This window comes from Novosphingobium sp. NPDC080210, assembly GCF_050281025.1.
In the GTDB taxonomy this organism is placed as follows: Bacteria; Pseudomonadota; Alphaproteobacteria; order Sphingomonadales; family Sphingomonadaceae; genus Novosphingobium.
Map to the genome: position 1 here is coordinate 254,358 of NZ_JBNNWL010000001.1, position 14,213 is coordinate 268,570.

17 protein-coding genes and 1 tRNA gene are annotated in these 14,213 nt (G+C 63.8%); 12 read left to right on the top strand and 6 right to left on the bottom strand.

Annotated features, from left to right (window positions below; translation table 11 throughout):
• Position 1: 1 nt before the first annotated feature.
• Positions 2-322 (top strand): thioredoxin, encoded by a 321-nt coding sequence (gene trxA / locus ACQKOE_RS01235; RefSeq protein ID WP_427511206.1) that lies wholly within the window; start codon positions 2-4, stop codon positions 320-322.
• 426 nt (positions 323-748) lie between these two features.
• On the opposite strand, the gene ACQKOE_RS01240 is transcribed toward trxA, so the two are convergent.
• Genes ACQKOE_RS01240 through rlmB form a run of 4 tightly spaced genes read right to left on the bottom strand, consistent with a single transcriptional unit; the run spans position 749 to position 4,536 of the window.
• Positions 749-1,516 carry an inositol monophosphatase family protein gene (locus ACQKOE_RS01240; protein WP_427511937.1) on the bottom strand — a complete coding sequence of 256 codons (768 nt, stop codon included), beginning with the start codon at positions 1,514-1,516 and terminating at the stop codon, positions 749-751.
• 32 nt (positions 1,517-1,548) lie between these two features.
• Positions 1,549-2,775 (bottom strand): bifunctional glutamate N-acetyltransferase/amino-acid acetyltransferase ArgJ, encoded by a 1,227-nt coding sequence (gene argJ / locus ACQKOE_RS01245; protein WP_427511207.1) that lies wholly within the window; start codon positions 2,773-2,775, stop codon positions 1,549-1,551.
• 57 nt (positions 2,776-2,832) lie between these two features.
• Positions 2,833-3,711, bottom strand: a complete 879-nt coding sequence (locus tag ACQKOE_RS01250; protein WP_427511208.1) for a hypothetical protein — start codon at positions 3,709-3,711, stop codon at positions 2,833-2,835.
• A 24-nt stretch (positions 3,712-3,735) separates the two neighbouring features.
• Positions 3,736-4,536 carry a 23S rRNA (guanosine(2251)-2'-O)-methyltransferase RlmB gene (gene rlmB, locus ACQKOE_RS01255; protein WP_427511209.1) on the bottom strand — a complete coding sequence of 267 codons (801 nt, stop codon included), beginning with the start codon at positions 4,534-4,536 and terminating at the stop codon, positions 3,736-3,738.
• A 149-nt stretch (positions 4,537-4,685) separates the two neighbouring features.
• On the opposite strand from rlmB, the gene ACQKOE_RS01260 reads away from it, so the two are divergent.
• The 4 genes from ACQKOE_RS01260 (at position 4,686) to ACQKOE_RS01275 (ending at position 7,296) form a co-directional block, all read left to right on the top strand.
• Positions 4,686-4,988, top strand: a complete 303-nt coding sequence (locus ACQKOE_RS01260) for a hypothetical protein (protein ID WP_427511210.1) — start codon at positions 4,686-4,688, stop codon at positions 4,986-4,988.
• A complete protein-coding gene (locus tag ACQKOE_RS01265) occupies positions 4,985-5,539 on the top strand; it encodes a hypothetical protein (RefSeq protein WP_427511211.1) in 555 nt (184 codons plus the stop codon). The genes ACQKOE_RS01260 and ACQKOE_RS01265 overlap by 4 nt, the downstream gene beginning before the upstream one ends.
• Before the next feature lie 334 nt (positions 5,540-5,873).
• Positions 5,874-6,455, top strand: coding sequence for a porin family protein (locus tag ACQKOE_RS01270; protein ID WP_427511212.1), 582 nt, complete (start codon positions 5,874-5,876; stop codon positions 6,453-6,455).
• A gap of 262 nt (positions 6,456-6,717) precedes the next feature.
• Positions 6,718-7,296, top strand: coding sequence for an outer membrane protein (locus tag ACQKOE_RS01275; protein WP_427511213.1), 579 nt, complete (start codon positions 6,718-6,720; stop codon positions 7,294-7,296).
• Positions 7,297-7,473: 177 nt separating this feature from the next.
• Here ACQKOE_RS01275 and ACQKOE_RS01280 read toward each other — a convergent pair.
• Positions 7,474-7,559, bottom strand: a tRNA-Tyr gene (locus ACQKOE_RS01280).
• Positions 7,560-7,721: 162 nt separating this feature from the next.
• On the opposite strand from ACQKOE_RS01280, the gene ACQKOE_RS01285 reads away from it, so the two are divergent.
• From ACQKOE_RS01285 to ACQKOE_RS01295, 3 genes are read left to right on the top strand one after another with little or no spacing between them, the layout of a single operon-like run.
• A complete protein-coding gene (locus ACQKOE_RS01285; RefSeq protein WP_427511214.1) occupies positions 7,722-8,849 on the top strand; it encodes a beta-ketoacyl-ACP synthase III in 1,128 nt (375 codons plus the stop codon).
• Positions 8,849-9,598, top strand: a complete 750-nt coding sequence (locus ACQKOE_RS01290) for a phosphatidylserine decarboxylase (protein ID WP_374589646.1) — start codon at positions 8,849-8,851, stop codon at positions 9,596-9,598. The genes ACQKOE_RS01285 and ACQKOE_RS01290 overlap by 1 nt, the downstream gene beginning before the upstream one ends.
• 41 nt (positions 9,599-9,639) lie before the next feature.
• Complete coding sequence (locus ACQKOE_RS01295) at positions 9,640-10,380, top strand: CDP-alcohol phosphatidyltransferase family protein (protein WP_374589667.1); 741 nt, start codon at positions 9,640-9,642, stop codon at positions 10,378-10,380.
• On the opposite strand, the gene ACQKOE_RS01300 is transcribed toward ACQKOE_RS01295, so the two are convergent.
• Positions 10,340-10,597: a hypothetical protein gene (locus ACQKOE_RS01300; RefSeq protein ID WP_427511215.1), complete on the bottom strand. Its 258-nt coding sequence runs from the start codon at positions 10,595-10,597 to the stop codon at positions 10,340-10,342. The genes ACQKOE_RS01295 and ACQKOE_RS01300 overlap by 41 nt on opposite strands.
• A gap of 335 nt (positions 10,598-10,932) precedes the next feature.
• Between ACQKOE_RS01300 and rpsB the strand changes: the two genes are divergently transcribed.
• From rpsB to frr, 4 genes are all read left to right on the top strand, one after another.
• Positions 10,933-11,715 (top strand): 30S ribosomal protein S2, encoded by a 783-nt coding sequence (rpsB, locus tag ACQKOE_RS01305; protein WP_374589648.1) that lies wholly within the window; start codon positions 10,933-10,935, stop codon positions 11,713-11,715.
• 76 nt (positions 11,716-11,791) lie between these two features.
• Positions 11,792-12,718 carry a translation elongation factor Ts gene (tsf, locus tag ACQKOE_RS01310; RefSeq protein WP_374589649.1) on the top strand — a complete coding sequence of 309 codons (927 nt, stop codon included), beginning with the start codon at positions 11,792-11,794 and terminating at the stop codon, positions 12,716-12,718.
• Positions 12,719-12,897: 179 nt separating this feature from the next.
• On the top strand, positions 12,898-13,617 hold the full coding sequence (gene pyrH, locus ACQKOE_RS01315) for a UMP kinase (protein ID WP_374589650.1): 720 nt from the start codon (positions 12,898-12,900) through the stop codon (positions 13,615-13,617).
• A 4-nt stretch (positions 13,618-13,621) separates the two neighbouring features.
• Positions 13,622-14,179, top strand: a complete 558-nt coding sequence (gene frr, locus ACQKOE_RS01320; protein ID WP_374589651.1) for a ribosome recycling factor — start codon at positions 13,622-13,624, stop codon at positions 14,177-14,179.
• Positions 14,180-14,213 lie beyond the last annotated feature (34 nt).

Below are 14,213 nucleotides of genomic sequence, written 5' to 3' on the forward strand. Positions count from 1 at the left end.
CATGGCCACCAAAGAAGTCACCGACGCCAGCTTTGCCACTGACGTGCTCGGTTCGGACAAGCCCGTTCTGGTCGATTTCTGGGCCGACTGGTGCGGTCCGTGCAAGATGATTGCCCCCGCGCTTGAGGAAATCAGCGAGGAACTGGCCGACAAGGTGACCATCGCCAAGGTCGACATCATGGAAAACACCGACATCGCAGCCAAGTTCGGCGTGCAGTCGATTCCGCTGATGGTCCTGTTCAAGGACGGCCAGCCCGTCGCGCAAAAGCTGGGCGCTGCACCCAAGAGCCAGCTCAAGGGCTGGCTGGAAAGCGTACTCTAAGCGGGGAGGGGAACCCGGCTTCGACAGGCTCAGCCTGAGCGGAGCTTTGAACCCCCCAAGCCGTCACCCCGGCGCAGGCCGGGGCCCAGTGGGCCTTGCACAAGGTCGTGGGGTTTTCAGGTTTCGCGCAGAGAACGCAAAGGACGCAGAGGCGCTAAGGGGCGTTGGCGGCGCTGTCGTTCATTCCTTTTGCGCGGGTTCTGGATGCCCTGAAGGGTAGCAAACGCCTGCGGCGCCCGTCAGCCTCTGCGCCCCCTTCTTCTCCGCGTCTCTGCGTGAACCATTTGTCCAACGACCGGCTTCGACAGGCTCAGCCTGAGCGGAGTGGGAGGGACTATTCTTCCCGCCAGCTTATCAGCGCCGCAAAGACCCCGCTCAGGCTGAGCTTGTCGAAGCCGGATTGCACACGCAACACCCGCGCCGAATTCACAGTTGCGCCAGCCGCCCAGCCAGTTCGTCCCATAGCGCCGGGCTGGCCGCGCCGATCAGGCCGGGCAGGTGCGCCTCGTCCACGCGGTAGGCTCTGCCATCGGGCCGCGCGGCCTTGCCTCCGGCCTCGTTGACGAACAGCACTCCGGCGGCATGATCCCAGGCGAGGGTCCGCTCGAAGATCGAGACATCGTTCACGCCCAGGACCAGCCGGGGATATTGCTCGGCGGCGCAGCGCGGAATGTCGACCAGGCTGTAATGCGGCGCGATGTGGGACTTCATCGCCTCGCGCTGGGCCGGGTCCATGAAGACGAGGGAAATCGCCGCAATCGGCGGCTCCTGTCCGGTGTCGCGGGCGGTGATCCGGTCCTTGCCGATGAAGGCCCCGCCATCCCGGTGCGCGTGGCACAGCCGGCCGCTGAGCGGATCGAGAATCCACCCGGCAATCGTCTCGCCCCCTTGGCTAAGTGCGACCATCAGGCCGAATGGTGGTTTTCCCGCCGCGAAGTTGTTGGTTCCGTCCACCGGGTCGATGATCCAGCACAGCGCATCGCCCAGACGGTCGAGCAGCCCCGGATCGGCATGGGCGGCTTCCTCACCCACGATGGCCGCTTCCGGCAGCAGCCGCGCCAGGCCCTCGGCCAGGATCAGTTCGGCTTCCTTGTCGGCAATGGTGACGACGTCGTCCGCCGCCTTCGCGTCAATCTCATGCGCGGCGAGCGACTGGTAACGCGGCATCACCGCTTCGCGCGCGGCGCGCTGCATGATCGCCAGGACATCGTTGGTCAGGGCCTTGGTCAAGAGCGATAGTCCGCGTTGATCGAGATGTAGCCGTGGGTCAGGTCGCAGGTCCAGACCGTGGCGCGCCCTTCGCCCAGGCCCAGGTCGACCTCGATGGAGATGTCCTGGCCCTTGAGGTGGGCCGCCACCGGCGCCTCGTCATAATCGGCCAGCGGCTGGCCGTCGCGCGCGGCCCAGGTGCCGCCAAAGCCGATGGAGAGTCGGTCGCGGTCTGCCGGTTCGCCCGCCTTGCCCACGGCCATGACCACGCGGCCCCAGTTGGCGTCTTCCCCGGCAATCGCGGTCTTGACCAGGGGCGAATTGGCGATGGCGAGGCCGACCTTGCGGGCGCTCTCGTCGCTCACCGCGCCGCTGACCGTCACGGCGATGAACTTCTGCGCGCCTTCGCCATCGCGTACGACCAGGTGCGCCATCTGGCGGCAGACGTCCTCCAGCGCGGCGGCAAAGGCATCAGCGCCGGGGCTGTCATCACCGGTCAGCGCCGCATTTCCAGCTGCGCCCGTGGCAAAGGCCAGTACGGTGTCGCTCGTCGAAGTGTCGCTATCGACCGTGATGCAGCTGAAGGTGCGCTGGTTGGCCGCGCTCAGCAGCTTTTGCAGATAGGCCGGGGCAACCGCGCAATCGGTGAAGACATAGCCCAGCATGGTCGCCATGTCGGGCGCGATCATGCCGCTGCCCTTGATGATGGCGCAGAGCGTCACGGTCTTCCCGTCAACCACGGCCCGGGCCATGGCACCCTTGGCAAAAGTGTCGGTGGTGCCGATGGTATTGGCCGCGTCCTGCCAGGTGCAGGGCTGGGCGACCAGCGCCGCCTCGATCCCGGCGCGGGCCTTGTCCTTGGGCAGGGGAACGCCGATCACTCCGGTCGAGGAGACGAACACCTGATCCGGCCCGCAGCCAAGATGCGCGGCGACCTGGCCCATGATCTGCTCCACCGCCTCGCGCCCGCGATAGCCGGTGAAAGCGTTGGAGTTCCCCGCATTGACCACCAGCGCGCGGGCGTGCCCCTGCGCGACATTGGCGCGGCCCAGCTCGACTTCGGAGGAGCAACAGACGTTGCGCGTAAACACGCCCGCCACCGCAGTGCCCTCGGCCAGTTCGACATAGGTCAGGTCGCAGCGGCCCCAGTCCTTGTACCCGGCCCGAACCACGCGCAGCGTCACGCCAGGGATCGGCGGCATGTCGGGAAACGGACGGGCGAGCGGGGATACGGGGTGGGTCATGGAAATCCGCCTAGCCTTGGCGCCGCGCTGGAGCAACGCCCTAACGACGTAACCCGCTTACTTCCCCAGCTGAACCAGCGCCATCGGCCCGGTCTTTTCGCGCGGGGTGATGGTCCATTCCAGGCGCTTGCCGGTCGGCACGGCGGCCGGGCCTTCGTCAGTGTTGTTGGCGAGGATCGTGCCGTCGGTGGTCAGGACGAAGCGACCGTCCAGCACCGGAAGCTGCGGGTCGGTTGCTTCCGCAATCTTGCCGTCCTTGCCCGCACGCTCGGCGGCGATGATCTGGGCCAGGCTGCCGAAGGGGGTGGAGCCCTGGTTGGCATCGGTGAAGGCCGGGGAATCGAGCCGGACCGAACCGTCGGCGCGGCGGTTCAGCGCGAAGAAAGGCACGACCTGCGGCATCTTTTCGATCGTCGGGAACTGGAAATCGTGGTCCAGCCGCCCGGCAATGCTGAAGTCCACTTCGTAAAGGCCGTTGCCCTTGTAGATCACGCTGTTCCACCCGGCCTGGCGGCGCAGGCGGGCGGCGAGTTCTTCCGCGGCCTTTGCGTCGCTGGCGTCGATCCCGCCGAGCAGCGCCTTGGCCATGTCCTGGTCCTTCTTGCGCCGCTCCGCATCGGTTTTGCGTTCTTGCTCCCAGTCGGCCTTTTGCTGCTCCAGTTCTTCCTTGGTGCAGGCGCGATCCTCGCCGCTGTCGCTTTCATAGCAGGGCAGGGGCGTGAAAGACTCGTCGGCTGACTGGCCGACCTTCATCAGTTCGGACAGGCCCAGCACGAAAATCTCGCCCTTGTAGGAGTAGGTGAACCGTCCGTCCCGGCGCAGGTCCAGCGCGGCATCGAACTTGCCGGGGGAGATCAGGCAAGCGCTCAGCAGCAGGCTGAAGGCTGCGGCCATGCCGGCGGCGGCCATGCGGCGCAGGTTAAAAGGTCGGTTCATCGGTGCCCCCCCCGGCGTGGAAGATCAATCGCGCGTGGCGATGGCGTAAAGCGAAATGGCGGCTGCGTTGGAAACGTTCAGGCTTTCGATGGCGCTGGCAATCGGCAGGCGGGCGATAGTGTCGCAGTGCTGCACGATGTTGTGGCGCATCCCTTCGCCTTCTGCGCCCAGGACCAGCGCGACAGGGCCGGCTGGCAGCGCCTCGGCCAGCGTGGCCTTGCCATCGCCGTCGAGGCCAATGCGCCAGTAACCGGCCTCGGCCAGTTCATCGAGCGCGCGGGCGAGATTGACGACGCGGACCCATGGAACCACTTCCAGCGCGCCCGAAGCGCTCTTGGCCAGGGTGCCCGATTCCGGCGGCGCATGGCGGTCTTGCGTGACAATCGCAGCCGCGTTGAACGCCGCGGCAGAGCGCAGGATCGCGCCGACGTTGTGCGGGTCGGTCACCTGGTCGAGCACGACAATGGGGCGGGTGGGATCGCCATCCAGCACTTCGTCCAGGAACACGTCCTCCAGCGCATCGCAATCGAGCACCAGCCCCTGATGCGGGGCCTCGCGCGCGACGAGGCGAGCCAGATCGGCCGGTGCGGCCCATTCCAGCGGGAAATCGGCCGGAAGCTCGCCATCCAGGGAAGCGACACCCTCGCGCGTGGCCCACAGCTTGCGGTGGCGGCGCTCCGGATTTTTCAGCGCGGCTTCAACCGCATGGCGGCCCCACAAGCGGACCGCGCCCGTGCTGGCCCGACCAGAGCCGCGTCCGCCCTTCATCCGCCCCGCGCGCCCGCGCAGTGCCTTGCCCTTCTTGCCTTCGTGCTGGCCGCTCATCTGGAGAATCCCCTTTGCATCGCCGCTCTCTAGGGCACGATGCGGCTTTGGGCTAGGTTGCGTAAAAGCGGTCAATCGGGATAAGTGCTGCTACTTATATATTTCCGGCGCGCCGGTATTGTAGAAGCGTTGCCGGAGTGTGATGCCCTATGCCACGACTTTTGAACTTCATGGTGAGCGTGCGGCGGCTGCCGCCACTGTCCGAATTGTCCGGCGATGAAGAGCGGATGCTGTTCGAACTGCGCGCCCTGTGGGAGCAACGCGGCGCCCTGACCGTGGCCGATGCTTATGATCTTGGTGCGGGTAGCTCGTCGATCACCTCTTACCGCCGCCTGGTCGCCCTGAAGGACAAGGGCCTGGTGGACATTGCCGTGATGGAGGAGGACCGGCGCAAGCGGACGGTCACCTTCACGTCGGTGGCCGAAGACCTCTTTGCCCGACTGGCCCTGTGACAGCAGGCGCGGGCCGCATCTGGTCCAGCGCGGCATTCGGGCTGCTTTACATTTCGCTATACCATCTGTCCGCACTGATTTCCGAGCCGCAGGAAACCGGCGGGCTCGCTTCCATCTTTTTCCTGCCTGCGTTCGTGCGGTTGCTGGGCTTCCTGATCGTCGAGTTCTGGATCATTCCAGCATTGTTTCTGGCAAGTATCTTTCTCATCCTGACCGGTGCCTATGACCTTGGACCGGGCAATGGTCCGGAAATGGTCATTACAGCCTTCACTTCGGTCGGCGGCCCGTTCGGCGTGTTCATTGCCAGCCGGATCGGAGATCTCAAGCCCAGCCTGGTCAACCTGACGCCGCTCAGACTGCTGGGTCTTTCCATCGGCTGCGCGGGGGGCAACGTGGCCGCGCATTATCTCTCGCTCCTGGCCATCGGCTTCGATCCGCCGACAGGGCACGTCATGGCGACGATCTTCCTTGGCGATCTAATCGGCACCTGGGTGATCATCTACCTGATCAAGATCGCGCTGACCGTTTACGGCCGATCCATTCGCAGCTGAACCGGTCGGGTTTTCAGCCTATCCCGTAGCATTCGCTGTCATTTGGCGAGCAATCCGGTTTGCAGTCAGCAACTGATTGAAAAGCAAACAAAAAATAACCTCAATTGCTGACGTCGTGCACAAATATATATATCTATTGCAATGAATTAGATTGGCTGTAAAAGGCGGAGCGCTTTGAACGCTCCTAAGTGTCAGTACTTACATTAGTTTGGCAGTGATACTTTTTTGCAACATATTGCAACTATATTCACCTGGGTTTCTTTTTTCTCTTTTCCGATTTGAAATGAAAACCTAGTTGGCCTCCAGCTCTGAGGAGCAAATAGGAGGATTTTCAATGCGTAAGTTTGCAATCGCCGCCGCAGCTGTTGCTGCTGTTGCTTCGGCTCCGGCGTTCGCTGCCAACTCGGGTCCGTACATCGGCGTTGGCGTCACCCACGACAACGTTTCGACCGGTGGCGACATCGAAGGCGTTGGCTTCAATGGCGTTGGTGGCACTGTGTTCGCCGGCTACGACATGGCTCTGTCGGAAACCACTTTCGTCGGCGTCGAAGCCAACTTCGACCTGGCTTCCGCCAAGATCGGCGACGATGTTGACTCGCTGAAGGCCGACAACATTTTCGGTGCGACCGTGCGTCTCGGTGCGAACGTGAGCGAAGGCGTCGCTCTTTACGCTCGCGGTGGTTATCAGCGCGGCCGCATGTCGACGACCGTCGACAGCGTGAAGACTTCGGAATCGCGTGACGGTCTGCGTTTCGGCGCTGGCATCGAAGCTGCTGTTTCGGAGCAGGTTTCGGTTCGCGCCGAGTACAACCGCACCCACTTCTACCCGACTGCTGAAGACAAGGCTCTGGCCGAATCCGACAACGTCGGCATCAACAACGACCAGTTCTCGCTGGCAGTCGTGTTCGGCTTCTAAGCCAGCCAGACAAATTCACTCCGCTCGCCCGAGCGGAATGGATCGAGAAGGGGGCGGGATTTCCCGCCCCCTTTTTTCGTGCGCGCGAGAAAGACGAGGAATCGCTGCGGCTTAGACCATTCCTGCGATTCTGCGCGATCAAGTGCGGCGTTTCTGCAACACAAGCTGAAAAAGTCTTCTGATCAATCGCTTAACCGCTTGATCAACTTAATCAGATCCTTAGGTGGCCCGCATCCTTTCAGGATAAACAGGAGAAATTTCAATGCGTAAGATTGCTTTCGTCGCCGCCGTTGCTGCTGCTGCCGTTTCGGCACCTGCTTTTGCACAGGGTCCGTACATCGGCCTGGGCGTGACGCACGAGAACACCGCAACCAGCGGCGACCTGGAAGGCCTTCTTGGCGTTTCGGGCATCGGCGGCACGGTTCTGGCCGGCTACAGCATGCCGCTGTCGGGCAGCGTCTTTGCTGGCATCGAAGCGAACTTCGACCTGTCCAGCGCGAAGCTGGGCGACAACACCGCTGGCTTCGAAGCTGACAACTCGTTCGGCGTTTCGGGCCGTCTGGGCACCAACCTGAACGAAAAGACCTCGCTGTTCGGCCGCGTCGGTTATCAGCGTGGCCGCCTCAGCTTCACCGCTGACAGCGTCAAGGAAAGCGAATCGTTCGACGGCCTGCGTTTCGGCGCTGGCGTGCAGACCGCCGTTTCGGAAAAGGTTTCGCTGCGCGCTGAATACAGCCGCACCCACTACTCGCTGAGCAAGGAAAGCCGCGACGACCTGGCTCCGGAAAAGGGCGGTTACAACACCGACCAGTTCTCGATGGCAGTCGTGTTCGGCTTCTAAGCAGAGCATAGCTTTCGCCGGACTTTGCGGTCCGGAGAACGAGAAGGGAGCAGGCCGCGCGCTTGCCCCCTTTTTCGTGCGCGTGCTTTTCCAGTGATTCAGATGCACGAGCAGCGAGGGCGTGAAATAGGGGTGCCCCCTGGGGGGTAACGTGGTTCGCTCTGCTAGGAAGGGCGGTGGTGGACAGGGCTAGATTCGAACTAGCGTACGCTTGCGCGGGCAGATTTACAGTCTGCTGCCTTTAACCACTCGGCCACCTGTCCACACCAGCTTGCCGGTGTCGGGTTGCCCCGATTTGCTTTGCTTCGAAACGAAGCGTCCGGCCGAGGAAGCGCGCATTTGGCGAAGCAATTGCCTGCTGTCAATGCCCGATTGAAGCGCGGGTGACTTGCCGGGGGTGGAAAGGCCCGGTAGGACCACGCGCCATGAGCGAAATCATCCCCGTCATCTCCGCGACCGGCCTCTATACGCCGCCGGAAATCGTCACAAACGAAGAGCTTGTGGAAAGCTTCAACACGTACGTTGAGCGATTCAACCAGCGCCACGCCGCCGAAATCGAGGCGGGTGAAGTCGCTGCTCTTGCTCCCAGCTCGGTCGAATTCATCGAGAAGGCCAGCGGGATCAAGGCGCGCCACGTGATGAGCAAGGCGCCGCTGCTAGATCCGGAGATCATGGCGCCGCGCTGGGCCGAACGGCCTGACGAGGAACTGTCGGTCCTGGCGGAGATGGGCGTGAAGGCCGCGCGCGACGCACTGGAACGCGCCGGGCGGGATGCCGCGGATGTCGACGCGGTGCTCTGCGCCTGCTCCAACATGCAGCGCCCCTATCCGGCCATGGCGATCGAGATCCAGCACGCCCTGGGGATCGAGGGATTCGGCTTTGACATGAATGTCGCCTGTTCCTCGGCGACCTTCGGGATTCAGACCGCGGCGGACTTCATCCGCGCTGGCCATGCCCGCTCGGTCCTGGTGGTCAGCCCGGAAATCTGCACCGGCCACAACAACATGCGCAACCGCGACAGCCACTTCATCTTTGGCGACGTGGCCACCGCCGTGCTGGTCGAGGCCAAGGACATTGCACCGGCGCAGCACTGGGACATTCTGGGGACGCGGCTGAAGACCGTGTTCTCCAACAATATCCGCAACAATTTCGGCTTCCTGAACTGCGCGACGCCGGAAACCATCGGCACGCCGGACAAGCTGTTTGTCCAGGAAGGGCGCAAGGTGTTCAAGGAAGTGGTGCCGATGGTCGCGGCGATGATCGTCGATCATGCCGAGACGCTTGGGCTCGATCCGGCAGCCTTGCGGCGGCTGTGGCTGCACCAGGCCAACCAGGGAATGAACCGTTTGATCGCCCAGCGCGTTCTGGGTCATGAAGCGAACGAGGACGAAAGTCCGACCGTGCTCGATACCTATGGCAACACGTCGAGCGCCGGTTCGATCATTGCGTTCCACCTGAACAGCCAGGACCTGGCAGCGGGGGATACGGGCGTGATCTGTTCGTTTGGAGCCGGCTATTCCGCCGGCAGCGTATTTGTGCGGAAGGCGGCCTGATGCCCGGAGATATTCTTGACAATCGCGGGCGGGGTGAAGCGACCTGGTCCTGGCCCACGGTTCATCCCGAAGGCCGCGTCTTTGCGGTGATTGCAGCGGCGCTGTGCCTGACTGCCGCTTTGTTCGCGTGGGAGACGCTCGCCTGGCCGCTGGGCGGTCTGGTGCTGGGCATCCTGGCATTCTTCCGCGATCCGCGCCGTGTCACGCCGCTGGGCGACAATCTGGTGATTTCGCCGGCCGATGGCCTGGTGACGCTGATCAAGCAGATGGACGCCCCGCGCGAACTGGTAATCGACGATGGCACCGGCGCGCCGGGCCTGTCGAGCGGTCCGGTCACGCGCATTTCGATCTTCATGTCGGTGTTCGACGTGCACATCAACCGCGCCCCGATTGGCGGGACGGTGCGGCGCGTGGTCTATATTCCGGGCCGGTTCCTCAATGCCGACCTCGACAAGGCCAGCGAAGAGAATGAACGCCAGCACATCCTGATCGAGCGCGGCGATGGCACGCGGATCGGCTTTACGCAGATCGCTGGCCTGGTGGCGCGGCGGATCGTCCCCTTCGTCAAGCCGGGCGACATGCTGGCGGCAGGGCAGCGGGTCGGCCTGATCCGCTTTGGCAGCCGGGTCGACGTCTATCTGCCCGCCGGGACCGAGCCGAAGGTGCTGATCGGGCAAAAGGTCATTGCCGGTGAGACGGTGCTGGCCGAGCTTGGCTCTGCCCCGCTGATCGAGGGTGCGCGCCAGTGACCGTGCAGGCGCCGCAGCCGGCGGGTCTGACCCTGCGGGCCATGGTGCCCAATGCGATTACCGCCGCCGCGCTGTGCGCTGGCCTGACCGGTATCCGCTTTGCGATCACCGGCGATTTCGAGAAGGCGGTGCTGGCCGTGGTACTGGCAGGCGTGCTGGACGGAATCGACGGACGGATCGCCCGCTTGCTCAAGGCGCAGTCGCGCTTTGGCGCGGAGCTGGACAGCCTGGCCGACAACGTTTCGTTCGGCGTTGCTCCCGCGCTGATCCTGTTCCTGTGGTCCTTGAACGACCTGCCGCGCCTCGGCTGGTTTGCTGCCCTGGCCTTTGCCGTGGCCTGCGCGCTGCGCCTCGCGCGCTTCAACGCCCGGATCGACCTGGCGGACGAGCCGCGCAAGACGGCGGGGTTCTATACCGGAGTTCCGGCTCCGGTCGGGGCAGGCCTCGTGTTCCTGCCGCTGTACCTGTGGTTCGTGACGAATGACGAGCAGTTGCGGGAGCAGCTTCGCGAACCGATCCTGGTGGGCGCATGGCTGGTCGCCATGGCCTTCTTGATGATTTCCGCCGTTCCGACCCTGACCTGGGGCAAGCTGCGGCTGCGCAAGAATTTCCGGCTGGAGGCGCTCTTGCTGTTCGGGCTGGTCGGCGCCGCGCTGCTGACCGAGACCTGGTGGACCCTGATCGGCATTTGCGCCGTCTACCTGGCCCTGCTGCCAGTGGGGTGGATTGCCTATGCCCGGATCAAGCGGCAGCGCGCGCACCAGGGCGAAGAGTCAGCCTGACCGGCTGCCGCTGGCGCAGCGGCACGACCTTGCCATCGTTGTAACGCACCACGACTTCGCGGATGGTGAAGCGCACTTCGCGCTGTTCCGGGCATTCGGCCAGGGCCTGCCGAATTGCCGCGACCTGGGGCAGAGCGGCTCGCACCGACTGGACCAGCGAAACCCCGCCGAGCAGCGCGGAAAGACCCAGGAGAACCGAGAATTCGACCGTGAACATCGCCAATTCCTTCACCTCGTCGCCTGTGTACAGGCTTGTGGATAAGTCCGGGATGGAGTAGAAAGTTCCTATTCCGTTCCGATATGGACGATGTTCTCTATTTGTTCTCCCGAGTCAAGCGGCTTTTTTCACGGCGCCTGCGCAGGCTCGAATTTCCGCTGGATTTTGCTGGGCGGGGCGGTTAAGGGCGCCGGGCTTGCAGGCGGAATGGCTGGTTTGGCCCGTCCGTGTCGTGCAGGCAAATCCACATGGGAAGCGCCGACATACCGGTGCCGCAGCGGCAGATTTCCGCACGGTTCCAGCTTCCCAGAGGTGAAACCGGAAAGGAAAGTCCTATGGCGGCTCCCGTCGTCACCATGCAGCAATTGATCGAGGCCGGCGCACACTTCGGCCACCAGACCCACCGCTGGAACCCGCGGATGAAGCCGTACATCTTCGGCGCCCGCAACGGCATCCACATCCTCGACCTGTCGCAGACCGTGCCGCTGATGGCCCGCGCTCTGGACTTCGTCGACGCCACTGTCCGCGCAGGCGGCAAGGTCCTGTTCGTCGGCACCAAGCGCCAGGCGCAGGAGCCGATCGCCCAGGCAGCTCGCCAGTCGGGCCAGCACTTCGTCAACCACCGCTGGCTGGGCGGCATGCTCACCAACTGGAAGACCATTTCGCAGTCGATCAAGCGCCTCAAGGGTCTTGAGGAAAAGCTGGCTGGCGACACCGCCGGTCTGACCAAGAAGGAAGTCCTCCAGCTGACGCGTGAGCGTGACAAGCTGGAACTGTCGCTGGGCGGCATCCGCGACATGGGCGGCATCCCGGACGTGATGTTCGTGATCGACGCCAACAAGGAAGAGCTGGCGATCAAGGAAGCCAACGTCCTGGGTATCCCGGTCGTCGCGATCCTCGATTCGAACGTTTCGCCCGATGGCATCGCGTTCCCGATCCCGGCCAACGACGACGCCAGCCGCGCCATTGCGCTGTACTGCCAGGCCGTCGCCGCTGCCGCGACCAAGGGCCGTCAGGAAGCCGTGGTCGATTCCGGCGTTGACGTCGGCGCTCTGGAAGAAGCCCCGGTTGAGCAGGCCGTGGTCGAAACTCCGGCCGCCGAAGCGACCGAAGCCTAAGCTTTCGTCATCAATCTGTAGCGTGCCGGGGCCAATGGCCCTGGCCGCCAGTTCATTTTCAAGAAGGACAAGTCAAATGGCCTATACCGCCACTGACGTGAAGAACCTGCGCGAGCGCACCGGCGCCGGCATGATGGATTGCAAGAAGGCGCTGGACGAAACCGGCGGCGACTTCGAAGCCGCCGTTGACGCCCTGCGCGCCAAGGGCCTGGCCGCCGTTGCCAAGAAGTCCAGCCGTACCGCCGCTGAAGGCCTGGTCGGCGTGGCCGTTTCGGGCACCAAGGGCGTTGCCGTCGAAGTCAACTCGGAAACGGACTTCGTGGCCAAGAACGACCAGTTCCAGGACTTCGTGCGCAAGACCACCGAAGCGGCCCTGGGCCTGGATTCGGACGATGTCGAAGCGCTGAAGGCTGCTCCCTATCCGGACGGCGGCACGGTTGCCGACACCCTGACCAACAACGTGGCGACCATTGGCGAAAACCAGCAGGTCCGCCGCATGAAGACCGTTTCGGTCAGCAATGGCGTGGTCGTGCCTTACATGCACAACGCCGCGGCCCCGATGCTGGGCAAGATCGGCGTGCTGGTCGCGCTGGAATCGGAAGCTGGCGCCGACGTGCTGGAGCCGCTGGGCAAGCAGATCGCGATGCACATCGCGGCTGCCTTCCCGCTGGCGCTGAACGCAGAAGACCTCGACGCCGAAATGATCGCGCGTGAACGCAAGATCGCGGCGGAAAAGGCTGCCGAATCGGGCAAGCCCGCCGAAGTCCAGGCCAAGATGGTTGACGGTGCCGTCGCCAAGTTCGCCAAGGAAAACGCGCTGCTCAGCCAGCTGTTCGTCATGGACAACAAGACCCCGATCGCCCAGGTCGTCGAGCAGGCCGGCAAGGCCGCTGGCACCAAGATCGTGCTGAAGGACTATGTCCGCTTCCAGCTCGGCGAAGGCATCGAAAAGGAAGTCACCGACTTCGCGGCCGAAGTGGCGGCTGCTGCCGGTCTGAACTGATCGCCTTTCCGGGCCTGGCCCGGATCGACGCGAAAACAAGGGCGCAGGCCGCAGGGTCTGCGCCCTTTTTCGTGTCCGGCGCGGGCGTCGTTCCCCGGCAATTCCCCCTAGCTGCCCTTGGCATCGGAGGCGTGCCGGTATAAGGCCGCGCAAACCCTTCGAGAGTGATGCCACCACCCATGTCCAAGCCTGCCTACAAACGCATCCTGTTGAAGCTCTCCGGCGAAGTGCTGATGGGCAACCAGCAGTTCGGGATCGACCCGGAATTCGTGGCAGAGCTGGCGCTGGAAGTGAAAGCGGCCAAGGAAACCGGCCTCGAAATCTGCCTGGTCATCGGCGGCGGCAATATCTTTCGCGGCATGGCGGGCGCAGCCAAGGGCATGGACCGCGCCCAGGCCGACTACATGGGCATGCTTGCCACGGTGATGAACGCCCTGGCCATGCAGAACGCGCTGGAGCAGATCGGCGTCGAAACCCGGGTGCAGAGCGCTGTCCAGATGGACCAGGTGTGCGAACCGGTGATCCGGCGCCGGGCTGAACGCCACCTGGAAAAGGGCCGCGTGGTGATCTTTGCCGCCGGTGTCGGCGCACCTTATTTCACCACCGACAGCGGGGCGGCCCTGCGCGCGGCAGAAATGCGCTGTGATGCGCTGCTGAAGGGAACTTCGGTGGACGGGATCTATGACAGCGATCCCAAGTCCAATCCCAACGCCTTGCGTTACGATACAGTTGATTACGACACGGTCCTGGCAGATAACCTGAAGGTGATGGACGCTTCCGCCGTCGCCTTGTGCCGGGACAACAGCATTCCCATCGTCGTCTTCTCGATCCGCGAACAGGGCAACCTTGCCCGGGTGCTGGCCGGGGCGGGGACGCAGACCATTGTAAAGAAGGGTTAGAACCATGGCCAAGTACGACAAGGCCGATCTTGAGCGCCGCATGAAGGGCGCCGTCGAATCGCTGCGCAGCGACCTGTCCGGCCTGCGCACGGGCCGCGCCAACACGGCGTTGCTCGATCCCATCACGGTTGAGGTTTACGGCGCGCATATGCCGCTGAACCAGGTCGCCACGGTCTCCGCGCCGGAGCCGCGCCTGCTTTCAGTGCAGGTGTGGGACAAGTCGAACATCGCTCCGGTGGAAAAGGCGATCCGTTCGGCAGGCCTGGGCCTGAACCCGATCAACGATGGCAACAACATCCGCCTGCCGATCCCCGACCTGACCGAGGAACGCCGCAAGGAACTGGCCAAGCTGGCGCATTCCTATGCCGAAAAGGCCCGCGTCGCGATCCGCAACGTGCGGCGTGACGGGATGGATGCGCTGAAGGCGGACGAGAACAAGAAGGAAATCTCGGAAGACGATCGCAAGCGCGGCGAAGCCGAGGTCCAGAAGCTGACCGACGACATGATCAAGGAAGCCGATGCCGTCGCAGCCCAGAAGGAACAGGAAATCCTGGGCAAGTGACCGCAGGCCGCGCCACTGAAGGCGCGCGTCACGT

Bases quoted from the DNA above. Each gene is read 5' to 3' on its own strand.
- trxA (WP_427511206.1), top strand. From the start codon at position 2: ATGGCCACCAAAGAAGTCACCGACGCCAGCTTTGCCACTGACGTGCTC.
- ACQKOE_RS01240 (WP_427511937.1), bottom strand. From the start codon at position 1,516: ATGCAGCGCGCCGCGCGCGAAGCGGTGATGCCGCGTTACCAGTCGCTC.
- argJ (WP_427511207.1), bottom strand. From the start codon at position 2,775: ATGACCCACCCCGTATCCCCGCTCGCCCGTCCGTTTCCCGACATGCCG.
- ACQKOE_RS01250 (WP_427511208.1), bottom strand. From the start codon at position 3,711: ATGAACCGACCTTTTAACCTGCGCCGCATGGCCGCCGCCGGCATGGCC.
- rlmB (WP_427511209.1), bottom strand. From the start codon at position 4,536: ATGAGCGGCCAGCACGAAGGCAAGAAGGGCAAGGCACTGCGCGGGCGC.
- ACQKOE_RS01260 (WP_427511210.1), top strand. From the start codon at position 4,686: ATGCCACGACTTTTGAACTTCATGGTGAGCGTGCGGCGGCTGCCGCCA.
- ACQKOE_RS01270 (WP_427511212.1), top strand. From the start codon at position 5,874: ATGCGTAAGTTTGCAATCGCCGCCGCAGCTGTTGCTGCTGTTGCTTCG.
- ACQKOE_RS01275 (WP_427511213.1), top strand. From the start codon at position 6,718: ATGCGTAAGATTGCTTTCGTCGCCGCCGTTGCTGCTGCTGCCGTTTCG.
- ACQKOE_RS01285 (WP_427511214.1), top strand. From the start codon at position 7,722: ATGAGCGAAATCATCCCCGTCATCTCCGCGACCGGCCTCTATACGCCG.
- ACQKOE_RS01290 (WP_374589646.1), top strand. From the start codon at position 8,849: ATGCCCGGAGATATTCTTGACAATCGCGGGCGGGGTGAAGCGACCTGG.
- ACQKOE_RS01295 (WP_374589667.1), top strand. From the start codon at position 9,640: ATGGTGCCCAATGCGATTACCGCCGCCGCGCTGTGCGCTGGCCTGACC.
- ACQKOE_RS01300 (WP_427511215.1), bottom strand. From the start codon at position 10,597: ATGTTCACGGTCGAATTCTCGGTTCTCCTGGGTCTTTCCGCGCTGCTC.
- rpsB (WP_374589648.1), top strand. From the start codon at position 10,933: ATGGCGGCTCCCGTCGTCACCATGCAGCAATTGATCGAGGCCGGCGCA.
- tsf (WP_374589649.1), top strand. From the start codon at position 11,792: ATGGCCTATACCGCCACTGACGTGAAGAACCTGCGCGAGCGCACCGGC.
- pyrH (WP_374589650.1), top strand. From the start codon at position 12,898: ATGTCCAAGCCTGCCTACAAACGCATCCTGTTGAAGCTCTCCGGCGAA.
- frr (WP_374589651.1), top strand. From the start codon at position 13,622: ATGGCCAAGTACGACAAGGCCGATCTTGAGCGCCGCATGAAGGGCGCC.